At 71.4% G+C, this 22915-nt stretch carries 19 protein-coding genes; 11 read left to right on the top strand and 8 right to left on the bottom strand.

Annotated elements, in window-relative coordinates:
- Window position 1 precedes the first annotated feature (1 nt).
- Both ACFYZQ_RS05385 and ACFYZQ_RS05390 read right to left on the bottom strand, forming a co-directional pair.
- Window positions 2–1153 (bottom strand): dihydrodipicolinate synthase family protein, encoded by a 1152-nt coding sequence (locus ACFYZQ_RS05385; protein ID WP_389141782.1) that lies wholly within the window; start codon window positions 1151–1153, stop codon window positions 2–4.
- Complete coding sequence (locus ACFYZQ_RS05390) at window positions 1150–2301, bottom strand: Gfo/Idh/MocA family protein (RefSeq protein ID WP_389141784.1); 1152 nt, start codon at window positions 2299–2301, stop codon at window positions 1150–1152. Before ACFYZQ_RS05390 ends, ACFYZQ_RS05385 begins: the two co-directional genes overlap by 4 nt.
- 247 nt (window positions 2302–2548) lie before the next feature.
- On the opposite strand from ACFYZQ_RS05390, the gene ACFYZQ_RS05395 reads away from it, so the two are divergent.
- The 5 genes from ACFYZQ_RS05395 to ACFYZQ_RS05415 all read left to right on the top strand — a co-directional run bounded on the left by ACFYZQ_RS05395 (window position 2549) and on the right by ACFYZQ_RS05415 (window position 6887).
- On the top strand, window positions 2549–3595 hold the full coding sequence (locus tag ACFYZQ_RS05395) for a LacI family DNA-binding transcriptional regulator (protein ID WP_389141786.1): 1047 nt from the start codon (window positions 2549–2551) through the stop codon (window positions 3593–3595).
- 16 nt (window positions 3596–3611) lie between these two features.
- Window positions 3612–4061 carry a hypothetical protein gene (locus ACFYZQ_RS05400; RefSeq protein WP_389141788.1) on the top strand — a complete coding sequence of 150 codons (450 nt, stop codon included), beginning with the start codon at window positions 3612–3614 and terminating at the stop codon, window positions 4059–4061.
- A 39-nt stretch (window positions 4062–4100) separates the two neighbouring features.
- Window positions 4101–4694, top strand: a complete 594-nt coding sequence (locus ACFYZQ_RS05405; protein ID WP_389141790.1) for a dihydrofolate reductase family protein — start codon at window positions 4101–4103, stop codon at window positions 4692–4694.
- Between the two features lie 77 nt (window positions 4695–4771).
- Window positions 4772–5572 carry a sugar phosphate isomerase/epimerase family protein gene (locus ACFYZQ_RS05410; protein ID WP_388786572.1) on the top strand — a complete coding sequence of 267 codons (801 nt, stop codon included), beginning with the start codon at window positions 4772–4774 and terminating at the stop codon, window positions 5570–5572.
- Window positions 5573–5669: 97 nt separating this feature from the next.
- Window positions 5670–6887 (top strand): MFS transporter, encoded by a 1218-nt coding sequence (locus ACFYZQ_RS05415; protein WP_389141792.1) that lies wholly within the window; start codon window positions 5670–5672, stop codon window positions 6885–6887.
- A 50-nt stretch (window positions 6888–6937) separates the two neighbouring features.
- Here ACFYZQ_RS05415 and coaD read toward each other — a convergent pair whose 3' ends face one another.
- Both coaD and ACFYZQ_RS05425 read right to left on the bottom strand, forming a co-directional pair.
- Window positions 6938–7372, bottom strand: coding sequence for a pantetheine-phosphate adenylyltransferase (coaD, locus tag ACFYZQ_RS05420; protein ID WP_389141794.1), 435 nt, complete (start codon window positions 7370–7372; stop codon window positions 6938–6940).
- A 57-nt stretch (window positions 7373–7429) separates the two neighbouring features.
- Window positions 7430–8407, bottom strand: a complete 978-nt coding sequence (locus ACFYZQ_RS05425) for a helix-turn-helix transcriptional regulator (protein ID WP_389141796.1) — start codon at window positions 8405–8407, stop codon at window positions 7430–7432.
- A gap of 101 nt (window positions 8408–8508) precedes the next feature.
- Here ACFYZQ_RS05425 and ACFYZQ_RS05430 point away from each other — a divergent pair, with 101 nt between their 5' ends.
- From ACFYZQ_RS05430 to ACFYZQ_RS05440, 3 genes are all read left to right on the top strand, one after another.
- Window positions 8509–8916: a DUF3224 domain-containing protein gene (locus ACFYZQ_RS05430; RefSeq protein WP_389141797.1), complete on the top strand. Its 408-nt coding sequence runs from the start codon at window positions 8509–8511 to the stop codon at window positions 8914–8916.
- Window positions 8917–9075: 159 nt separating this feature from the next.
- Window positions 9076–10905, top strand: a complete 1830-nt coding sequence (locus ACFYZQ_RS05435; protein ID WP_389141799.1) for a glycoside hydrolase family 3 protein — start codon at window positions 9076–9078, stop codon at window positions 10903–10905.
- Window positions 10906–11012: 107 nt separating this feature from the next.
- A complete protein-coding gene (locus tag ACFYZQ_RS05440; RefSeq protein WP_389141801.1) occupies window positions 11013–11633 on the top strand; it encodes a hypothetical protein in 621 nt (206 codons plus the stop codon).
- Window positions 11634–11646: 13 nt separating this feature from the next.
- On the opposite strand, the gene ACFYZQ_RS05445 is transcribed toward ACFYZQ_RS05440, so the two are convergent.
- Window positions 11647–12039, bottom strand: coding sequence for a hypothetical protein (locus ACFYZQ_RS05445; RefSeq protein WP_389141803.1), 393 nt, complete (start codon window positions 12037–12039; stop codon window positions 11647–11649).
- Window positions 12040–12134: 95 nt separating this feature from the next.
- Window positions 12135–15878 (bottom strand): ABC transporter ATP-binding protein, encoded by a 3744-nt coding sequence (locus ACFYZQ_RS05450; RefSeq protein ID WP_389141805.1) that lies wholly within the window; start codon window positions 15876–15878, stop codon window positions 12135–12137.
- 186 nt (window positions 15879–16064) lie between these two features.
- Here ACFYZQ_RS05450 and ACFYZQ_RS05455 point away from each other — a divergent pair, with 186 nt between their 5' ends.
- A complete protein-coding gene (locus ACFYZQ_RS05455) occupies window positions 16065–17285 on the top strand; it encodes a PP2C family protein-serine/threonine phosphatase (protein ID WP_389141807.1) in 1221 nt (406 codons plus the stop codon).
- A 3-nt stretch (window positions 17286–17288) separates the two neighbouring features.
- Here the strand turns inward: ACFYZQ_RS05455 and ACFYZQ_RS05460 are convergent, their stop codons facing one another.
- The gene (locus ACFYZQ_RS05460; protein ID WP_389141809.1) at window positions 17289–18347 is read right to left on the bottom strand and encodes an esterase-like activity of phytase family protein; all 1059 of its coding nucleotides are present in this window, start codon (window positions 18345–18347) and stop codon (window positions 17289–17291) included.
- Window positions 18348–18424: 77 nt separating this feature from the next.
- Window positions 18425–19348 carry a serine hydrolase gene (locus tag ACFYZQ_RS05465; RefSeq protein ID WP_389141811.1) on the bottom strand — a complete coding sequence of 308 codons (924 nt, stop codon included), beginning with the start codon at window positions 19346–19348 and terminating at the stop codon, window positions 18425–18427.
- Between the two features lie 171 nt (window positions 19349–19519).
- Here ACFYZQ_RS05465 and ACFYZQ_RS05470 point away from each other — a divergent pair, with 171 nt between their 5' ends.
- Window positions 19520–21697, top strand: a complete 2178-nt coding sequence (locus tag ACFYZQ_RS05470; RefSeq protein ID WP_389141813.1) for a glycosyltransferase family 39 protein — start codon at window positions 19520–19522, stop codon at window positions 21695–21697.
- 198 nt (window positions 21698–21895) lie between these two features.
- A complete protein-coding gene (locus ACFYZQ_RS05475; RefSeq protein WP_389141815.1) occupies window positions 21896–22699 on the top strand; it encodes an endonuclease I family protein in 804 nt (267 codons plus the stop codon).
- The last annotated feature ends 216 nt before the right edge of the window (window positions 22700–22915 follow it).

Raw genomic sequence — 22915 nt, forward strand, 5'->3', positions numbered from 1 at the left:
GTCACTGGGTCACCCCGTACATGGCGAGCAGGTTCTTCATGCGTTCCTCGGCCAGCTTGGGGTCGGGGAACAGGCCCAGTCCGTCGGCGAGTTCGTAGGCGCGGGCGAAGTGCGGGAGGGAGCGGGCGGACTGCAGGCCGCCGACCATCGTGAAGTGTGCCTGGTGTCCCGCGAGCCAGGCCAGGAAGACCACGCCCGTCTTGTAGTAGCGGGTGGGGGTCTGGAAGAGGTGGCGGGACAGCTCCACGGTGGGGTCGAGGAGGGCGCGGAAGCCGGCGGTGTCCCCGGTGTCCAGGACCCGTACCGCCTCGGCCGCCAGCGGGCCCAGCGGGTCGAAGATGCCGAGCAGGGCGTGACTGAAGCCCCGCTCGTCGCCCGCGATCAGCTCGGGGTAGTTGAAGTCGTCGCCGGTGTAGCAGCGCACGCCCTGCGGAAGGCGGCGGCGCAGGTCGATCTCACGCTGGGCGTCCAGGAGGGAGACCTTGATGCCGTCGACCTTGTCGGGGTGGGCGGCGATGACCTCGAGGAAGGTGTCGGTGGCCGCGTCCAGGTCGGAGGAGCCCCAGTAACCCTCCAGGGCCGGGTCGAACATCGGGCCGAGCCAGTGCAGGATCACCGGTTCGGCGGACTGGCGCAGGAGGTGGCCGTAGATCTCCAGGTAGTCCTCGGGGCCCCGGGCGGCGGCCGCGAGGGCCCTGGAGGCCATCAGGATCGCCTGGGCGCCGGACTCCTCGACGAGCGCGAGCTGCTCCTCGTACGCCGCGCGGATCTCCACGAGAGATCCGCCGGTGATCTGGTCGGTGCCGACCCCGCAGGCGATCCGGCCGCCCACGCTGCGGGCCTCCGCGGCGGACCGGCGGATCAGCTCGGCCGCGCCCGCCCAGTCCAGGCCCATGCCGCGCTGGGCGGTGTCCATCGCCTCGGCGACGCCGAGCCCGTGGGACCACAGGTGGCGGCGGAAGGCGAGGGTGGCGTCCCAGTCGACGGCGGCGGGCGAGTCGGGGGACACGTCGGCGTACGGGTCGGCGACGACGTGCGCCGCCGAGAAGACCGTACGGGAGGTGAGGGGGGTGCCGGGGGTGGCGGCGAGCGGCTCGGTGCGGGGTTCGTAGGTCCGCAGCGCGCCGTGCGCGTCGGGCAGTTGGATGGTCACAGCGCGATCTCCGGTACGTCGATGCGGCGGCCCTCGGCCGACGACTTCAGGCCCAGCTCGGCGAGCTGGACGCCGCGGGCGCCGGCGAGGAGGTCCCAGTGGTAGGGAGCGTCGGCGTAGACGTGCTTGAGGAACAGCTCCCACTGGGCTTTGAAGCCGTTGTCGAACTCGGTGTTGTCCGGGACCTCCTGCCACTGGTCCCGGAAGACCTCGGTGGCGGGGATGTCGGGGTTCCAGACCGGCTTGGGGGTCGCGCTCCTGTGCTGTGCACGGCACTTGCGCAGTCCGGCGACCGCCGAGCCCTCCGTGCCGTCCACCTGGAACTCCACCAGCTCGTCGCGGTTGACGCGGACCGCCCAGGAGGAGTTGATCTGGGCGATGGCGCCGCCCTCCAGCTCGAAGATGCCGTACGCGGCGTCGTCGGCGGTGGCGTCGTAGGGCTTGCCGTTCTCGTCCCAGCGCTGCGGGATGTGGGTGGCGGCCAGGGCCTGGACGGACTTGACGCGGCCGAACAGCTCGTGGAGGACGTACTCCCAGTGCGGGAACATGTCGACGACGATGCCGCCGCCGTCCTCGGTGCGGTAGTTCCAGGAGGGGCGCTGGGCGGGCTGCCAGTCGCCCTCGAAGACCCAGTAGCCGAACTCGCCGCGGACGGACAGGATGCGGCCGAAGAAGCCGCCGTCGATGAGGCGCTTCAGCTTCAGCAGGCCGGGGAGGAAGATCTTGTCCTGGACGACGCCGTGCTTGATGCCGGCGGCGTGCGCGAGCCGGGCGAGTTCGAGGGCGCCGTCGAGGCCGGTGGCGGTGGGCTTCTCGGTGTAGACGTGCTTGCCCGCGGCGATCGCCTTCTTGATCGACTCCTCGCGGGCGGAGGTGACCTGGGAGTCGAAGTAGATGTCGACCTCCGGGTCGGCGAGCACCGCGTCCACGTCCGTCGCGATGTGCTCGAGACCGTGGCGGTCCGCGATCTCCCTCAGGGCGTGTTCACGGCGGCCGACCAGGACCGGTTCCGGCCACAGCACGGTGCCGTCGCCGAGGTCGAGGCCACCCTGCTCGCGCAGGGCGAGGATCGACCGGACGAGGTGCTGTCGGTAGCCCATGCGCCCGGTGACGCCGTTCATGGCGATACGCACCGTCTTGCGTGTCACGTCAGTCCCCATTCATCAGCATTGCGACCATAAGTCATACAGCAAGCGCTTTCTATATCATGAGAAGCTAGCCTCTGACCGGCGCTCCGGACAAGGCCTGGTCCAAGTGGAATTGTTCGAGGGGTCGAACAGTAGGGGTGGTTGGCCTTAGGGTCTGCTCGACACCGCACGGAACCGTGGCAGTGACTGGCCTGTCTACGAGGACGTACGAGACGTACGACGACATGCGCGACCGGAGGACTACGAGATGACGGTGACCCTGGCGGACGTGGCGGCCCGCGCCCAGGTCTCGCCCGCGACGGTGTCGCGCGTGCTGAACGGCAACTACCCCGTCGCCGCCTCCACCAAAGAACGGGTCCTGCGGGCCGTGGACGAGCTGGACTACGTCCTCAACGGCCCGGCGAGCGCACTGGCGGCAGCAACCTCCGACCTCGTGGGCATCCTCGTCAACGACATCGCCGACCCCTTCTTCGGCATCATGGCCGGTGCCATCCAGGGCGAGATCGGCGGGCCCGGCGGACGGGCCGGCGGGGAAAGACTGGCCGTCGTCTGCAACACCGGCGGCTCACCGGAACGCGAACTGACCTACCTGACGCTGCTGCAGCGGCAGCGGGCCGCGGCCGTGGTGCTCACCGGCGGCGCGGTGGAGGAGGCGCCGCACGCGGCGGCGGTGGCCGCGAAACTGCGCAAGCTCACGGAAGCCGGAACCCGGGTGGTGCTGTGCGGGCGGCCGCCGGCCCCCGACACCCAGGCCATCGCGCTCGCCTTCGACAACCGCGGCGGCGCCCGGCAGCTCACCGAACACCTCATCGGCCTCGGCCACCGGCGGCTCGGCTACATCGCCGGCCCCGAGGAGCGGACCACCACCCGGCACCGGCTCGAAGGCCACCGCGACGCGCTCGCCGCCGCCGGCATCGAGGAGGAGGACCGCTGGACGGTGCACGGCCGCTACGACCGGCGCTCCGGCTACGAGGCCACCCTGGAACTGCTCCGCCGGGACCCCTCCCTCACCGCCGTCGTCGCCGCCAACGACTCCGTCGCCCTCGGCGCCTGCGCCGCCCTGCGCGACTCCGGACTGCGCATCCCGCAGGACGTGTCGGTCGCCGGCTTCGACGACCTGCCGTTCAGCATCGACGCGGTGCCCTCCCTCACGACGGTACGACTGCCCCTCGCGGAGGCCGGGGCACGGGCCGGCCGCATCGCCATGGGCCGCGAGGACCCGCCGCCCGGGGGGATCGCGACGGTCCGGGGGGAGCTCATGGTGCGGGGGTCTTCCGGGGTGCCGCGGGACTGAACCCGGGACCTGCCGCATGATCTTCGAGTCGCTGGAAGCCTCCGTCCCCTGCGAGGGCTGCGGAGGCGTGGCCGAGTGGCACGGCGTGCAGGCGCTGGTGGACGACTCGTTGCGGTGGGACACCGAGGTGAGCTGCCGGACCTGCGGGCACGCCCTGGCCGTGTGCGGCGGCGAGTTGCCTGCGTCACTGCGCGAGCGGATGCTCGGCGAGCACGGACGGACGGTGCTCCGGCTGGGCGCGCCGGTGCGACGGGTGGTGGTCATGCGGGTGCTGCGGAAGACGCTCGGCGTCGGACTCGCCGAAGCCGGGGACGTCCTCGATCGCGTCCTGGCCGGACGGTACGGCGCGACCCTGCCCGAGACGGAGTTGCTGGCGCGTCGGCTGCGGTCGGCAGGAGTCGAGGCCGAGGCCGTCGGACCCGCGAGCGATGAGTTCGGAACTCCACAGGGGTCTCCCCTGCTGTAACCGCCCGGTCAGGGCGACAGGCCAGAAGGAGTGGTTCCCATGCGTGTCACAGTCACCGAGTTCATGAGCCTGGACGGCGTCGTGCAGGCGCCCGGTGGGGCCGAGGAGGACACCGACGGGGGGTTCGCGCACGGGGGCTGGTCGCATCCGTTCTTCGATCCCGAGGTGGTCGGCGGGGCCTTCGCCGCGGGGCTGGAGAAGGCGGAGGCGCTGCTGTTCGGGCGGCGCACGTGGCAGTCGATGGCGGCGGCCTGGCCGGAGCGGGCCGGGGACCCCTTCGCCGACCGGATGAACTCGATCCGGAAGTACGTCGTCTCGGACACCCTCGGAGACGACGAGCTGACCTGGGACAACACGGTCCGGATCCCCGTCGCCGAGGCCCTCGGCCGGGTCCGTGAGCTGCGTGCGGCCGACGGTGGCGACCTGGCCATGATGGGCAGCCCGACCCTGGTCCGGGCCCTGCTCGCGGAAGGACTGGTCGACGAGCTGCAGCTCGTCGTCATGCCGGTGATCCTCGGCGGCGGCAAGTCGGTCTTCCCGGCCGACGGCGGCAAGCGGACGCTGGAGCTGGTGTCGACGACCACCGCGAAGACGGGCGCGCTGGTGAACGTGTACCGGCCCGTCGCCGAATAGGGGGCGCGGGGCGGGCCGAGGAGCTTGATCCGCGCGAATCAGGTGAGTGACGCGCGGTCCCGGGTAGTGTCCGCCCCATGAAGCTGGCGTTCTCCACCCTCGGTGTCCCAGGCCTGCCCGTGCCGGAGGTACTGGCCCTCGCGGCCGAACACGGCTACCACGGCGTCGAGCTGCGCGCCCACCCGGAGGAACCGGTGCACCCGGGCCTCGGCCCCGCCGAACGGGCCGACGTCGCCGCCGCGTTCAAGGCGTCCGGGATCCGGCTGCTCGGGCTCGCCGGGTACGCACGCGTCGCCGCACCCGGCCCGGACGAACCCGTACTCGGCGAAATCCGGCAGCTCCTCGACCTCGCCCACGACCTCGGCGCCCCCTTCGTACGTGTCTTCCCGGGAGCCGAACCCGGCCAGTCCCGGGCCGACGCCGACGCCACGGCCGCCCGGCGGCTGGGCACGGCCGCCGAGGACGCCGCCGCACTCGGCGTCCGGATCCTGCTGGAGACCCACGACTCCCACCGCACCGGAGCCGACGCGATCCGCATCCTCGGCCCCGTGGGCCACCGCCACGTCGGCGCGCTGTGGGACGTGATGCACACCTGGCTGGGCGGCGAGCAGCCGAGCGAGACGTTCGCGGCGCTCTCCCCGCACCTCGGATACGTCCAGGTGAAGGACATCGCCTCCGCCGAGGACACCACCCCGCTGCCGCTCGGCGCCGGCGTGCTGCCGCTCACCGAGTGCCTGGAGGTGCTCTCCCGGCACGGCTGGGACGGCTGGCTGTGCTGGGAGTACGAGAAACGGTGGTACGAGGCCGCCGCCCCGCTGCCCGGACTGCTCGACGCGGGCCGCGAGCACCTGGTGCGGCTGCTGAGCGACTCGGCGTAGGAGCAGGGGAGCTAATTGAGTGGCAGGGGCGGCGGGCGGGTGGTTAGCCTCCGCCGGTGATTCCGCAGCCGCCGCCGCGCCATCCCGTGCCGCTCTCATGAGCCTGACGCGGACCCTCCTCGACACCCGTCCCCTGCACACCTCCCCCGCCTTCCGGCGGCTGCTGATCGGCCGGACCGTGTCCGTGCTGGGCGGCTTCATGACCATGGTGACGGTCATGTACCAGGTGTGGGCCATGACCGCGAGCACGGCCTGGACCGGCGCGGTCGGACTGGCGCAGGCGCTCCCGCTGGTCGTCTTCGGCCTGTTCGCCGGGTCCTGGGTGGACCGGGGCGACCGGCGGCGGATCTTCCTGACCGCCACCGTCGGACAGGCGGCCTGCTCGGTGCTTCTGGCCGTACAGGGCTTCACCGGCCACGTCCCCGTGGCGGCCGTCCTCGCCCTGGTCGCCGTGCAGTCGGCGTTCGGCGCGCTCGGCGCACCCGCGCAGGGGGTGTTCGTACCGCGGCTGCTGCCCAAGGAACAGGTGGCCGCGGGACTGGCCCTGAACCAGGTCGCCGGCCAGTCGATGATGCTGCTCGGCCCGGCCGTGGCCGGCGTGCTGCTGGGCTGGCTGGGCATCGGCGTCTGCTACCTGCTGGACGCTCTCAGCTTCGGCGTCGGCTTCTACGGCGCCTTCGGCCTCCCGGCGCTCCCGCCCGAGGGGGAGCCGTCACGGGCTGGACTGCACGGCGTGCTGGACGGTCTGCGTTTCCTGGCCGGGCACCGGGTGGTGCGCGGGGCGCTGATCACCGATCTGGCGGCGACCGTGCTCTCCTTCCCGGTCAGTCTCTTCCCCCTGGTCAACGCTGAACGCTTCGGTGACGACCCGCGCACGCTGGGACTGTTCCTGTCGGCCCTCGCGGTCGGCGGGATCGCCGCGACGGCCCTGTCCGGGCCGGTCACCCGGCTCGCGCGGCCGGGGCTGGTGATGCTGTGCGGCGCCGGAACCTGGGGCGGCGCGCTGGTTCTCTTCGGCATGTCGACCGACCCTTGGGTCGGGCTGGGGCTGCTGGTCGTTGCGGGGGCGGGCGACGCGGTTTCCGTCTTCTCCCGCTCCACCATCGTCCAGACCCGGACCCCGGACGCCCTCCTGGGCCGGGTCACGGCGGCGGAGACGATAGTCGGCCAGGCCGGTCCCAGCCTGGGCAACGTACGCGGCGGCCTGCTGGCCGGCTGGACCTCCGGTACCGCCTCCCTGATCATCGGCGGCCTGCTGTGCCTGCTGGCGGTGGGGGCGGTGGGCGCGACCACGCCGGAGCTGCGCGAACCGTGATCCCCCGGGCATCCTGAACGGCACGTCGGCCTCACCGCGCGGGACGGGGCTCAGGAACCCTGGCCGCCGCCCCCACCCGCTGCGGGAAGCTCGCTCACGAGGGTGGAGGAGATGTGGGCCAGGGCGGGATCGGCGGCGATGAAGAACGTCTCGACTCCGGCCAGTTCGTGGTTCATACGGGCCATCGGCATTTCGTGGTCCAGGTCGCGAACGCCACGGACCCCGCGGACGACGACGTCGATCGCGGCTCGGCGGCAGTAGTCGACCAGCAGGCCGCCGGTGTGGGAGTCGACCGTGACGTTGCTCAGGTCGGTCGCTGCCGCGCGAAGCCTGTCCAGCCGTTCCGCGACGGGTAAGCGGCCGGTCTTGTTCGCATTGGACATCACGCACACGACGACCTCGTCGAACAGGCGGGCAGCGCGCCGGAGTACGTCCTGGTGCCCTTGAGTGACCGGGTCGAAGGATCCTGGGAAGAGGGCTCGCATGATCGGAGAGAGTAACAAGTGGCCATCCTCGGAAGGGTGTTGCCAGGCACGTCGTCGTCAGCCGCCTCCGCCCAGTCCGTAGCGGCTCGCCAGTGCGGCTACGGCCTCGGTGACCGCCTGCCGCAGCTCGGCCGGGCCGAGTACCTCCGCCTCCGGGCCCAGTCGGAGCAGGTCGGTGACCGCGACGGGCTGGGATTCCACCGGCATGTCCACCTCGACCCAGCCCTTGTCGTCCGGTGGTCCGGCGTCGGCCAGGGCTTGTGTGCCGGGCGTGCCGAACTGCATCGGCAGCAGGCGCTGGGCCCGGGGGGAGATGCGCAGGCGGGCGGTGTCCTGGTGGAGTGCCTGTTCCAGGTGCCGGGAGGACTCCGCCCAGTGGGCGGCGAGGTCGAAGCCGGCGGGGCGTTCGAAGGTGTCCTCCGTGAGGTCCACGGTCACGAAGCGGGACATGCGGTACGTGCGTACGGTGCCGTCGGCGAGCGCCAGCAGGTACCAGTTGCCGCCCTTGAGGACCAGGCCCAGAGGGCGTAGCTCGCGGTGCACCTCGCCGCGCCAGCGCCGGTAGTGCGTGCGCAGCACCCGTTGGTCCCACACCGCTCGCGCGACCGGCTCGAGACACGGCACCGGGTCGGCGTCCCGGAACCAGGCGGGGGTGTCGAGGTGGAAGCGTTCCTGGATGCGGCGGGTGCGGTCGGCGAGTTCGGCCGGGAGGGCTGCGCGCAGTTTCAGCTGGGCGGTGGCCAGGACGGCGCCCAGGCCCAGGTCCTGGGCGGGGCCTGGTGCCCCGGCGAGGAAGAGGGCGTCGGCCTCGGCGTCGGTGAGGCCGGTCAGCCGGGTGCGGTAGCCCTCCATCAGGCGGTAGCCGCCGGCGGGGCCGCGGTCGGCGCACACGGGGACGCCAGAGGCGCCCAGTGCCTCGATGTCCCGGTAGACGGTACGCACCGACACCTCCAGCTCCGCCGCGAGTTCGGGGGCGGTCATCCGGCCGCGGTTCTGCAGGAGGAGGAGCAGGGAGAGGAGGCGGTCGGCGCGCATGCCGTCATTCTGCCGATCGGGTGCCGTACCTGACAGAAGGTGTCAGGTACGGGCGGCAGGGTGGCGGTACAGGCGCACACCGCTTCGTCGAAGGGAACCGCATGCCCACGCACACCGCCGGTCACATCTCCTACGCCAACTGGGAGGAGCGCACGGTCAGTCCGGAGGGGACGAGTCCGAAGCTCACCCGTGCCTCGGTCGTCAACGCCTTCACCGGCGGCATCGAGGCGGCCCGCACGACGTGTGAGTACACCATCGTCTACGTCACCGAGAAGACGGGGACGTTCACCGGCATGGAGCTGCTCGCCGGGCGGCTGGACGGCCGGGAGGGGAGCTTCGCGGTGGAGGAGCGCGGGTCGTTCGAGGAGGACGGTTCCGTTCTCTGTTCCTTCGAGGTGGTGCCCGGGTCGGGCACCGGGGAGCTGGCCGGGCTGCGCGGCTCGGGCACCTTCACGTACCGCCCCGGTGAGTCGCCTTTCCCGTACTCCTTCGACTACGAGCTGGGCTGACGCACCGCCATCGGCGCGCCCCTCTCCGCCTGCGCCGGTGGCGGCACCTTTCTGGTTACTGTGCTTTCCCTTGACTGGCAGAAACTTCCCGGATATGGGTGAGTTCTCGGAAGTTTCCTTCAGCGGACCTCCAGCGGATCCTTTCCGGAAGGAGTGCACGTGCACCAGACCGGCACGGGAAGCACGGGAAACACCGCACGGCCCTCCAGACGTACCGTCCTCGCCGCGACGGCGGGGGTCACCGCGACGGTGACGGTCGGCGGTACCGCGCACGCCGCACCCGGCGACAAGAAGCTCCGCGCCCTCATCTCCGGCATGACGCTGGAGGAGAAGGTCGGTCAGCTGTTCGTGATGCGGGTGTACGGGCACTCGGCCACCGCCCCCGACCAGGCCGACATCGACGCCAACCTGAAGGAGATCGGCGTACGCACGGCCGCCGAGCTGGTCGCCAGGTACCGGGTCGGCGGCATCATCTACTTCACCTGGGCGCACAACACCCGGGATCCGCGGCAGATCGCGGAACTGTCCAACGGGATCCAGCGGGCGTCGCTCCAGCAGCCCCGCGGTCTGCCCGTGCTCATCGCCACCGACCAGGAGCACGGCGCCGTGTGCCGCGTCGGCAAGCCCGCGACCCTGTTCCCCGGCGCGATGGCGATCGGGGCGGGCCGCTCCCGCACCGACGCCCGCACCCTCGGCCGGATCTCCGGTGCGGAGCTGCGCGCCATGGGCATCCGCCAGGACTACTCCCCCGACGCGGACGTGAACGTCAACCCGGCCAACCCGGTCATCGGCGTACGCTCCTTCGGGGCGGACCCGCAGGCCGTGGCCGGGCTGGTGGCGGCCGAGGTGAAGGGGTATCAGGCGGCCGGGGTCGCGGCGACCGCCAAGCACTTCCCGGGGCACGGGGACACCGCCGTCGACAGCCACTTCGGCTTCCCCGTCATCACGCACAGCCGGGAGCTGTGGGAGAAGCTGGACGCGGTGCCGTTCCGGGCGGCGATCAGCGCGGGCATCGACTCGGTCATGACCGCGCACATCCAGTTCCCGGCCCTCGACGACTCCGGCGACCCGGCCACCCTCTCCCGGCCCGTCCTCACCGGCATCCTGCGCGGGGAGCTCGGCTACGACGGTGTCGTGGTCACCGACTCCCTCGGCATGCAGGGCGTCCGTACGAAGTACGGGGACGACCGGGTGCCGGTGCTCGCGCTGAAGGCGGGTGTCGACCAACTGCTCAACCCGCCGAGTCTGGACGTGGCCTGGAACGCCGTACTGCGCGCGGTGAAGGAGGGGGAGCTGACGGAGGCTCGGCTCGACGAGTCGATCCTGCGGATTCTGCGGCTGAAGTCGAGGCTGGGGCTGCTGGAGCGGCCGTACGTCGACGCGGCCGGTGTGCACCGGACGGTCGGCATCCCCCAGCACCTGGACACCGCCGACCGCATCGCCGAGCGCACGACCACCCTGCTGGTCAACGAGGGCCGGCTGCTCCCGCTCTCCCGCCGCACGCACCCCCGGCTGCTGGTGGTCGGCGCCGACCCGGCCTCGCCCTCCGGGACCACGGGGCCGCCCACCGGTGTCCTGGCCGCCGCCCTCACCGAACTCGGCTTCACGGCCACCGCCCTGCCGACCGGAACGGCCCCCTCCGATGCGACCGTCGCCAAGGCGGTCACGGCGGCGCGGGACATGGACGCGGTGGTCGTGGCGACGTACAACGTCACGGCGGGCAGCGGCCAGCAGATGCTGGTGGAACGGCTGGTCGGCACGGGCAGACCGGTGGTGGCGATCGCCGTCCGCAATCCGTACGACGTCGCGGTGCTGCCTTCCGTGAAGTCCTGCCTGGCTACCTACTCCTGGACCGACGTCGAACTTCGCGCCGCCGCGCGGGTGGTCGCCGGGCGGGTCGGACCGCGCGGAAGGCTGCCGGTGCCGGTGCAGCGGGCGGACGATCCGGCGCAGGTGCTGTATCCCATCGGCCATGGGCTGACGTACTAGACGTACGTCACGCATGGGGCGTAACCCCCACACGGGTCGGAAAGCCTCCGAAACGTCTGACGTGGCCCATCACCACGGGTCACGCTGGACAGGGGGTGTCCGAGGGGATGGGGTTGCGCGTGAGACGTTCTGTGGGGCTGGTGTGCGGGCTGCTCGCGCTGCCCCTCGCCCTGCTGACGGGCTGCCAGCGCGCGCCCGCCGCGCACGGCACACCGGCCGGGGCGGCCACCCCGGCCACCGGCTACGGCGCCCGGTTCCTCGCGGTCGGCGAGTGCAGCTCCTTCGGCACCGCCGGCTTCACCGAGGTGCCGTGCTCCGGTGAACGGGCGGCGGCCCGGGTCGTCGCCCGCCACGACGGCACCGCGAGCCACGGCCCGCTGTGCCCGCCCACCACCGACTTCGTCCTGCACATCGGCGCGCGGAGCCCGTCCTCGCCGAAGGGCGGGGACGGCACCGTCCCCCAGGGCTACGCCTGTATGCGCAACCTGGAACCCCCGCACCCCGGCGATCCCGGCCACGGTGGCGGCCCTCGCACCGTCCAGGGCGACTGCGTCTACGACTCAGGCGGCGGCCGGGTGCGCGAGACGGCGTGCGACGGCTCGGGCACCCGGAAACCCCGGTACAGGATCACGAAGGCGGTGCCGGCCCGCCGTCAGTGCCCGCCGTCGACGGCCCTGTACGTCCAGCTCGGCGGGCGTGATCCGGTGGGCTGCGCGCGCCGGTTGTGAGTACCCCGGAGAGTCAGCACAGGATCCAGCCCGAGCTCACCGAGCCGCGGCCCACCGAGCCTTTGATCCACACGCAGCGGTGGCCTGCGTGCACCGTCACCGGGCCGGCGTGGTGGGCGTAGCGGCCCTTGTCGACGACGGGACGGTTTCCGCGCGCCTGGACGCTGACCGACATCGCACGCTTGCCGCCGTTCTTCTTCGGGGTGGTGAGCGCGCACACGTAGCCGTTGCGCTTGTAGACGTGCACGGCTCCGGTGGAGAAGGGCAGGGTCTTCACCTCGCGCCCGGCGCAGGACGTCATCGCCGCCGCCTGGGCGCCGCCCGGCGCCACGAGGCCGAACACCCCGGACGCGGCCAGCACGGCCGCGCCGAGCGCCAGGCGCCGGCGTATCGCACCACTGTCCACTGTCGTTCCTCCGTACATAGGTCATGTACCAGCCATGAACGTACTGATGTACGGACGCACGACATATGTCGAATGGTTGCACGACGACCGCCTTCTCAGCGGGGCGCCCCCACCGGCTCCTCCGGTTCCGCCTGGCCGATGAACGTCCGCCACAGTTCGGCGTACCGGCCGTCCAGGGCGAGCAGTTCCTCGTGGGTGCCGTCCTCGGCGACGCGGCCGTGGTCCATCACCACGACCCGGTCGGCGCGGGCGGCCGTGGTCAGGCGGTGGGCGACGACGAGCGTGGTCCGACGGCCCGTCAGCCGGTCCGTCGCCTGGTTGACCTGGGCCTCCGTGGCCAGGTCGAGGGCCGCCGTGGCCTCGTCGAGAAGCAGGACGTCGGGGTCGACGAGTTCGGCACGGGCGAGGGCGATGAGCTGGCGCTGGCCCGCCGAGAGGTTGCGGCCGCGTTCGGCGACCTCGTGCAGGTAGCCGCCGTCGAGCGTGGCGATCATGTCGTGGGCGCCGACCGCCCGGGCCGCGGCCTCCACCTCGGCGTCGGTGGCGTCGGGGCGGCCGTAGGCGATGGCGTCGCGGACGGTGCCCTGGAAGAGGTACGCCTCCTGGGGAACCACCCCGAGGCGGTGCCGGTACGAGGTGAGGTCCAGGGCGCGCAGGTCGGTGCCGTCGACCGTGACCCGGCCGGCGGTGGGGTCGTAGAACCGGGCCACCAGCTTCACCAGGGTCGACTTGCCCGCGCCGGTCTCACCGACGAAGGCGACCGTCTGACCGGCGGGGATCGTCAGGTCGATGCCGGTCAGCGCCTGTTCGTCGGCGCCGTCCGCCGAGTCGTGGTCCTGGCCGTACGCGAAGTGCACGTTCTCGAAGGCGACGTCGCCCCGGAGCGAACGCACCCGCTGCGGCTGTCCGGTGGACTCGGTGGACGTCGGTTCCCGGAGCAGTTCCTGGATGCGGCCCAGCGACACCGTCGCCTGCTGGTAGCCGTCGAAGACCTGGGAGAGCTGCTGGACGGGGGCGAAGAACAGGTCGATGTAGAGCAGATAGGCGACCAGCGCGCCCGTCGTCAGCGTGGCCGCCTCGATCCGGCCCGCGCCCGCGATCAGTACGGAGGCCGCGGCGACCGAGGACAGCAGCTGGACGAAGGGGAAGTAGATCGATATCAGCCACTGGCCGCGTATGCGTGCGCGCCGGTAGCTGTCGCTGCGTTCGGCGAAACGGCGCCCGCCGTCCCGCTCGCGCCGGAAGGCCTGCACGATCCGCAGCCCGGACACCGACTCCTGGAGGTCGGCGTTGACCGCCGACACGCGCTCGCGGGCGAGTTCGTACGCCTTCACGCTGGCCCGGCGGAAGAAGTACGTGGCGACGATCAGCGGGGGCAGGGTCGCGAAGACGACCAGCGCGAGCTGGACGTCGATCACCAGCAGGGCGACCATGATCCCGAAGAAGGTGACGACCGAGACGAAGGCGGTGACCAGGCCCGTCTGGAGGAAGGTGGACAGCGCGTCGACGTCCGTCGTCATCCGGGTCATGATCCGGCCGGTCAGCTCGCGCTCGTAGTAGTCGAGGCCGAGCCGCTGGAGCTGGGCGAAGATCTTCAGGCGCAGGGAGTACAGGACGCGTTCGCCGGTGCGGCCGGTCATCCGGGTCTCGCCGACCTGCGCGGCCCACTGCAGGGTCACGGCGAGCAGGGCGAGCAGCGAGGCCGACCAGACGGCGCCGAGGGCCATCCGGGTGACGCCCTGGTCGATGCCGTGCCGGATCAGGATCGGCAGCAGCAGGCCCATGCCGGCGTCGACGGCGACGAGCAGCAGGCTGACGAGGAGGGGCCGGCCGAAGCCGTGGAGCAGGCGCCTGAGGCCGTAGGAGTCCTCCGGGCGCACCGCGCGCGCCTCGTCGATGTCCGGGGTGTCCGTGGCCGGGGGCAGCGCCTCCACCTGGGCGAGGAGCTCGGGGGTGGCCGGGGTTCCGGCGAGGGCGGTGTCCTTCGGCTCGCGGTCGCCGGTCCACAGGTGGGGGGTCACGCCCCGCTCGGCGTCGAACTCGGCGTCGAGTTCGTCCCGGACGGAGGTGTCCTCGTCGGGCGCGGCGGGCTGGGCGTGGCCCGGGGAGACGCCGCCGAGCTCGTCGGGGTCGGTGAGCAGGCGGCGGTAGAGGGCGGAGCGTTCCTGCAGTTCCTCGTGGGTGCCGATGTCGGCGAGGCGGCCGGCGTCGAGGACGGCGATACGGTCGGCGAGGTTGAGGATGGAGCGGCGGTGGGCGATGAGCAGGGTGGTGCGGCCCCGCATGACCTGCTTCAGCGCCTCGTGGATCTCATGCTCGACGCGGGCGTCCACGGCGGAGGTGGCGTCGTCCAGGACCAGCAGCCGGGGGTCGGTGAGCAGGGCGCGGGCGAGCGCGACGCGCTGGCGCTGGCCGCCGGAGAGGGTGAGGCCGTGCTCGCCGACCTTGGTGTCGTAGCCCTCGGGCAGCTCGGCGATGAAACGGTCCGCCTGGGCGGCGCGGGCGGCGGCCTCGATCTCCTCCTGGGTGGCGTCGGGGCGGCCGTAGGCGATGTTGGCCCGGACGGTGTCGGAGAACAGGAAGGAGTCCTCGGGGACCAGGCCGATCGCGGCGCGCAGTGAGTCGAGGGTCAGCTCGCGGACGTCGTGGCCGCCGACCAGGACGGCGCCGTGGGTGACGTCGTAGAAGCGCGGCAGGAGGAGGGAGACGGTGGACTTGCCGGAGCCGGAGGAGCCGACGACGGCGAGGGTCTCGCCGGGGCGGATCTCGAAGCTCAGGCCCTGGAGCACAGGGTGCTCATCCGCGTATCCGAAGGACACGTCGTCGAACTCGACGGTCGCGGGGGCGTCCGCGGGGAGGGCCTTGGTGCCGTCCTTCATGGAGGGCTCGGTGTCGATGAGCTCCAGCACGCGTTCGGTGCCGGCACGGGCCTGCTGGCCGACGGTGAGGACCACGGCGAGCATGCGGACCGGGCCGACGAGCTGGGCGAGGTAGGTGGAGAAGGCGACGAAGGTGCCGAGGGTGATGTGGCCGCCCACGGCCAGCCAGCCGCCGAGTGCCAGCATGGCGGCCTGGCCGAGCGCGGGCACGGCCTGGAGGGCGGGGGTGTACCTGCTGTTCAGCCGGATGGTGCGCAGGCGTCCCGCGAAGAGGCGGCGGCCGACCTCGCGGAGTTTTCCTGTCTCCTGCTCCTCCTGCCCGAAGCCCTTGACCACGCGTACGCCGCTGACGGCCCCGTCGACCACTCCCGCGACGGCGGCGGCCTGGGCCTGGGCGTACCAGGTGGCGGGGTGCAGCCTGGAGCGGCTGCGCTTGGCGATCCAGTACAGCGCGGGGGCGACCGCGAGGGCGACCAGGGTCAGCGGCAGCGACAGCCAGGCCATGATGACCAGGGAGATCAGGAAGAGCAGGACGTTGCCGATGGTCATCGGCAGCATGAAGAGCAGGCCCTGGATGAGCTGGAGGTCGCTGGTGGCCCGGCCGACCACCTGCCCGGTGGACAACTCGTCCTGGCGGCGGCCGTCGAGGCGGGTGATCGTCCCGTACATCTCGGTGCGCAGGTCGTGCTGGACGTCGAGGGCGAGACGGCCGCCGTAGTAGCGGCGGACGTAGGCCGAGGCGTAGACGAGGAGTGCGGCCGCGACGAGGGCGCCCGCCCAGGGGGCCATGTCCCGGCTGTGGTCGCCGATCACGTCGTCGATGATCACCTTGGTGATCAGCGGGACGAGCGCCATGACGGCCATGCCGGCGAGCGAGGCGCCGAGGGCCAGGACGACGTCCTTCGGATAGCGCCACGCGTATCCGGCCAGTCGCCGTGCCCATCCCCGTTGCGGTGTCACGCGGTGCCCTCCGGTTTTCGTCCTGGTCTACCGGAAGGCATCAACGCCCACGGAAGCGGATTTCATCCCTCCGCAACAATCGGGGGCGGTGCGCGGCGCGAGCGGTTGCGCTGTTGGGGTGCTCAGTGGCCGGTGTCTGGTGTGCTGGGCGCGGCGGAGAGGGCGGCGGCCAGGGAGAATTTCGCCGTGACGAACAGTGCGGTGGACCGGTCGGAGGGTTTCGGTGAGCGGCTTCTGGGGTTGTTGCTGGACCAGTCCCACCTGGTGCCGCCGCATCTGATGGCTCCGCTGATCGCGGAGCGGGTGGCCAGGATCGGCGGGCGCGAGGTCTCGGTGCTGCTGCAGGACTACGCACAGGAACTGCTGGTGCCGTTGCCGGGCCGGAAACTGGTCATCGGCGCGCCTGAGGCGATCAGTGATTCGATCGCCGGACAGGCCTTTCTGAAGGCGGACATCGTCGAGGTTCCGCAGAACGGCGCGGTCCGGATGTTCCTGCCGATGCTGGACGGCAGCGACCAGATCGGCGTACTGGCCCTGACACTGGACGAGGTGGACGACGACGACCGGCGCCTGCTGCGCAGGCTCGCCAGCCTGGTCGCCGACATGATGGTCACCAAGCACGCCTACACCGACCTGTTCTTCCTGGCCCGGCGCAGACAGCCGATGAGCGTGGCCGCGGAGATGCAGTGGACCCTGCTGCCGCCGCTGGCGATGTCCGTGCCGCAGGTCGAGGTGGCCGGCATCCTGGAGCCCGCCTACAACGTCGCCGGCGACAGCTTCGACTACGCCCTCAACGACAGCATCCTGCACGTGGCCGTCATCGACGCGATGGGCCACGACCTGGACGCCGCCACCATGGCCACGGTCGCCATCGGCGCCTACCGCCACGCCCGGCGCGGCGACATCAGCCTGGCCGAGAAGTACGCCTTCATGGACCAGGCCGTCACCCGGCAGTTCGGGCCCGACCACTTCGTCACCGCGCAGATGATGCACCTGAACGTGGTCAGCGGCCACCTGGAATGGGTCAACGCCGGCCACCCCGCCCCTCTGCTGATCCGCGACCACCGGGTGGCGCAGGCCTTGCACAGCCCGACCACCCTGCCGGTGGGCTTCGGCGGCGAAACGCCCCGCATGAGCGAAATGCAGCTCCAGCCCGGCGATCGGCTGCTGTGCTACACGGACGGAGTGATCGAGGAGCACGAGTCCGGCGGTGAACCGTTCGGCGAGCAGCAGCTCATCGACTGTGTCAACCGCATGAGCGAGGCCGGAGAGGGAGTACGGGCGGCGGTGCGCCGGCTGTCCCACACGCTGAAGGCCGAACGCGGCGGACGCAGCAGCGACGACGCCACCCTCTTCCTCATCGAGTGGCGCGGAGGCACCGCCGACCACGTCACCGAGCTGGAATGACCGTCACCGAATACGCACCCGCAGGTGGTAGAAGCGCGTCGTCTGCACCGCGTTCTGGTTGTCGTCGCTGACCAGCAGGACCTGCAGGCGGCCGCTCGTACGTCCCGTGACCACCATCCCCTCGATGTTGTCGAGGAGGGGGTTGGGCTGGGGCTGCCTGGCGGTGGCGCCCAGCGTCGGGCAGGTGGCGATGTCGGTGAGCAGGGTCTTCCTGATCAGGCGGACGCCGGCCTGACCGGTCAGGTTCTCGATGCCGCTGGTGTCGGTGGCGCGGCGCGGGTCGGCCAGATAGAGGCGGACCGTGTTGCCGACGCCGGAGGTGAAGCCCCGCTCGAGGACCAGCAGGCGGCCGTCGGGGGTCGCCTGGACCTCGGGGACGCCGAGTCCGGGGTCGGTGCGGTAGGCGTACTGGGCGCCGAGCCTGAAGTGGTCGCCCTTCGTCCGCTGCCAGGTCTGGAAACGGACGATGCCGGCGGTGTCGCCGGAGAGCGCGTACTCCATGGACGCCAGCAGGATGCGGCCGCCGGGGAGCAGGGTCAGCCCTTCGAAGGTGCCGTTGGACTGGGCACGGCCCGCCGGCGCGACCTGGAGTGAGCCCGGCACGGGCAGGCGGTCGAGGATCTCGCCCTCGCGGGAGTAGCGGCGTACGGACGGCTCGGTCTCGGAGGTGATCAGGCGGGTGCCGTCCCGGTCGACGACCAGGCCCTCGGAGTCGAGCGCGGCGCCGTTCTCGTCGGCGAGGGGGACGACGGCCTTCGGCGCGAGCGTCTTCGCGTCCAGGGAGAACAGGGACGAGCGGTCGGAGAGGGCGGCGAGCGTGCCGATGGGGGTCCCCCCGCTCGAGCGAAGCCGAGAGTGGGGGAGGTCCACGGCGAGCGCGGAGAAGTTGCCGACGAAGGTGCCCTGGTACGTCGTCTTGTCGAGCGCGTCGGAGAAGCGGTCGATCGAGACGGCGGGCGAACAGGCATGGCCGACGGCGGCGTCGGCAGGCCCGGCGGCGGACAGGCAGGTGGCCGCCGCCAGGCCGGCGGTGAGGGTGGCGAGTACGGTTCTCAGGCGCATGCCGGTCACCGTAGGACGGTCCGGTGACCGGCGGGAGACCGCCTCGTGAAGCGTCGGCCCCTTTCGGTGACCGGGCGTCAGCCCTGTTCCGGCACCGCCACGAACGCCTCGCGGGGCGTGCTGGTCGGGGTGTAGGTGGTGACGCCGGACGTGGTCGGCACCAGGTCCTTGTGGATGGCCTTGGCGACGTTCTGGATGGTGGTGACGCCGTAGTCCATGGTGCTGTTGTCCTGCGTCAGCACGGAGATCATGTAGTCGTGTCCGGCACCGTTGAAGGTGCCGAGGCTGTGCACCCGCCAGCCGTGCGTGGCGCGTTGCAGCCAGCCGTTCTTGACGTGCACGGCGACGGTGGACGGCGCACCGGCGGGCGTGCCCCAGCGCTGCGAGGAGATGACCTGGCCCATCAGCTTCAGGATGTACGCGCGGGAGTTGTCGCTCAGCACCGCGTTCTTGGCGGTGATGAGCTGGAGCAGCTTCTGCTCGTCGGTGACGTTCTCCTGGGTCAGTCCCCAGTAACCGTCCGTGCCCGGCGTGGTCTTCGTCATGCCGGCGGCGGCCAGGAAGCCCTTGATCTTCGTCATGCCCAGCTGCTTCCACAGCCTGGTGGTCGCGGCGTTGTCCGACTGCGTGATCATCGCCTTGGCGAGCGACTGCTCAGTGGTCGTCAGATACCGGTTGTGCTTCTTGGCGTCCCACAGCAGCGTGGCGAGGACGGTGACCTTGACGGTGCTGGCCGAGTCGTAGGACGTGGTCGCGCGCAGGGTGCAGGTCGTCTTGGTGGAGCGGTCGTAGAGACCGACGGCGACGGTGCCCTTGCGGTTCGCGAGGGCCGCCGTGATGTCCTTCTTCAACTTGTCGGCCAGGCCCGCCTTGGCGGACGTACAGCTGACCGTGGGGGTCGTCGCGGCGGCCGGGGTGGCGGCGACGACGCCCGGTATGAGCACCGCGGCGCCGACAGCGGCCGCCAGTACTCGGGCCCTTCTGGAATTCCCGTGAGTCATGCATCTGATGACTCACAGGTTCGAGTGAATGGTTGTACGAGGGCGAGTGATCGTTGGGCAAAGGCTCTACGACGAGTTGGCCGACGGGCATGACCGGCCCCTGTGCGTATTCACAGGCGGCGGCCAGGTGCGCCACAGCCCTCACCCACGCCCGCCCGGCAGGCTGCGCCCGTGACATCTGCCACCGATCCACATCCCCGACCGACCGTGACCCCTGAGCCGTCGGCGCCCGCCCCGTCCGCGGCGGCCCCGGAGGCGGCACCCCGCTGGTCGCTCCCCGCGCTGATCGCGATCCTGATCCTCGCGGCGGTGCTCTACTCCTGGAACCTCTCCGGTTCCAGCCTCAACAGCTTCTACAGCGCGGCCGTCTACAGCGGAACGAAGAGCTGGGAGGCGTGGTTCTTCGGCTCGCTCGACGCGGGCAACTTCATCACCGTCGACAAGCCGCCGTTCGCGCTCATGATCATGGGTCTGTCCTGCCGGATCCTCGGCTACGGCACCTGGCAGATGATGGCCCCCGAGATCGCGGCCGCACTGGGCACCATCTGGATCCTGCACGCTTCCGTGAAGCGGGTCTTCGGACACGCGGCGGCCGCCATCGCCGCTCTCGTCCTGGCGCTGACCCCGATCACGGTCGCCATCAACCGGGACAACAACCCCGACACCGTCCTCGTGTTCCTGATGGTCGCTGGCGCGGCACTCGCCCTGCGCGCCACCCGCGACGACAGGCTGCTGCCGCTGCTCGGCTCCGCGGTCTGCTTCGGTCTCGCCTTCAACACGAAGATGCTCCAGGGCTACATCGCCCTGCCGGCCGTCTTCGCCGTGTACGTGTACGCGTCGAGGCTCGGCCGGCGGAAGAAGGCCGTGAACCTGGCGCTGGCCGCCGTTGCCCTGGCCGTCTCCAGTTTCTGGTGGGCCACGGCCGTGTCGCTGGTGCCCGCCGACGACCGGCCGTACATCGGCGGCTCGACCGACGGCAGCGCCTGGAACCTGATCATGGGGTACAACGGCCTCGGGCGCGTGTTCGGCGGCGAGGGCAACGGCGGTGGAGGCGGTGGCGGGGGCGGCACCTTCGCCGGGACCGCGGGCATCGGCCGGATGTTCAACGACATCCTCGGCGGGCAGATCTCCTGGCTGATCCCCTTCGCGGCGATCGCCTGCGTCGGCGGCCTGGTGCTGTGCGGCAGGGCCCCGCGCACCGACCTCACGCGCGCCGCGCTGGTGCTGTGGGGTGGCTGGCTGGGCCTGCACTACCTGACCTTCGCCATGGCCGAGGGCACCATGCACCCGTACTACACGACCGCGCTCGCCCCCGGCATCGCGGCCCTGACCGGTGCCGGTGGCGTCATGCTGTGGCGTGCCTTCCGCGGCGGTGACGCGCGCTGGTCATGGGTGCTGCCCGCCGGACTCGCCGTCACCGGTGTCTGGGCGACCGTGCTGCTGCGCCGGGCCTCCGGCTGGAACACCTGGCTGTGGCCGGCCGTCGGCGGGCTCATGGCCCTGGCCGTCGTGGGCCTGTTCGTCTTCCGTTCCGGCAACCGGGCGCGGCTGCTCGCCGCGTCCGTGGCCGCGGCGATCGTGGCGGCCCTCGCCGGCCCGACGGCCTACGCGGCCTCGCCTGCCTTCGCGTCCTCCAGGGGCGGGGGCATGGGCGGTACCAACCCGACGGCGGGCCCGTCCACCGGCAACGGCGGCCCCGGTGGGGGCGGTCCCGGCGGCGGGATGCCCGGCGGCAGCCGGCAGGGCGGCCAGGCGAGCGGGGAGCTGCCCGGCGGCGGGCAGCCCGGGCAGATGACGCCCGGCGGGGGCGACGGCGAACTCCCGCAGGGCGGTGCGCCTGGCGGCCAGGGCGCGGGTCGACCGGGCGGGCAGGGCGGCGAGTTGCCCGGTGGCCGGCGCGGCGGCTTCGGTGGCGGTGGCACGGGAGGCATGGGGGGCATGGGAGGTGCCGACAGCGGGCTCGTGTCGTACCTGGAGAAGCACCAGGACGGCGCCAAGTGGCTCCTTGCGGTGTCCAATTCGCAGAGCGCCGGACAACTCATCATCAGCACCGGCAAGCCGGTCATCTCCATGTGGGGCTTCACCGGCTCCGACCAGGCGATGACCCTGGCCAAACTCAAGGAGCTCGTGAAGAAGGGCGAGCTGCACTACATCCAGCTCGGCGGCGGAGGTATGGGCGGCAACAGCAGCCTCAACCAGCAGATCACCGCCTGGGTGGAGAAGAACGGCACGGCGGTGAAGGAGAGCGCGTACAGCAAGAGCGCCTCGTCAGGCTCCTCGTCGTCGAGCACTTCGTCGCGGAACAGCCAGTCGACGATCTACCGCCTCGACCCGTCCGACGTCGGCTGACACGGACGCAGGTGAACGGCCGACGGCCCCCGACCACCCGGTCCGGGGCCGCTTCGGTGTGTCAACTCGCGTGGACGCGGGGTGAATTGTCGGCACCGGTCATCTGATTGACATGTTCGATTCATTTACATGGCTACATGTCCATGCCACGCTCCCGTCTGCCGCCTCCGTTCAACCCGCGTAGATGGGACCCCACACATGCTGGCGACACGCATACGGCGCTGGAAGCCGGTGGCGCTCACCACCGCCGCCGTCCTGGTCGGCCTCACCGCCCCGGCCCTGACGGCGGCTCCGGCCGCCGCCACGACGACCTCGTACGACTCGACGTACTACAAGAACGCGATCGGTAAGACCGGCACCAGCCTGAAGTCGTCCCTGCACACGATCATCAGCAGCCAGACCAAGATCTCGTACTCCGCGGTCTGGAACGCGCTGAAGGTCACCGACCAGGATCCGAACAACAGCAACAACGTGATCCTGCTGTACAGCGGTGTCTCCCGCGCCAAGTCCCTCAGCGGGGGCGACACGGGCGACTGGAACCGCGAGCACGTATGGGCCAAGTCCCACGGCGACTTCGGCGAGGTGACCGGTCCCGGCTCGGATCTGCACCACCTGCGTCCCGCGGACGTCCAGGTCAACAGCATCCGCGGCAACAAGGACTTCGACAACGGCGGCAGCGCGGTCAGCGGCGGGGGCGGCAGCCTCACCGACTCCGACTCCTTCGAGCCGCGCGACGCGGACAAGGGCGATGTGGCCCGGATGATCCTCTACATGGCGGTGCGCTACGAGGGCGACGACGGCTTCGCCGACCTCGAACCCAACGAGAAGGTGAACAACGGCAGCGCCCCCTACATCGGCAGGCTCTCCGTCCTCAAGCAGTGGAACGACGAGGACCCGCCGAGCGCCTTCGAGAAGAAGCGCAACCAGGTCATCTACGACTCCTACCAGCACAACCGCAACCCGTTCATCGACCACCCGGAGTGGGTGGACGCGATCTGGTAGGCCGGTCGTACTGGTTCTACTAGTTCGCTCACACAGGTGAGACCGATCTTGGACTCGGGCGTGTCCCCGCGTCCGGACAGGAGCATGGCGGCGCCCCCCCCCGCCCCCCCGGGGGCCCCCCTACCATTTCGGTGTTTTTTTTTTCGTTTTTGTGGTGGTGGCACGCCGCCCGTGTAGCGGGGGGCCCCCCCGTAAAGGCGGGCCCCACCCCGGCCC

This window comes from Streptomyces sp. NPDC001843 (assembly GCF_042891955.1).
Classification (GTDB): domain Bacteria; phylum Actinomycetota; class Actinomycetes; order Streptomycetales; family Streptomycetaceae; genus Streptomyces.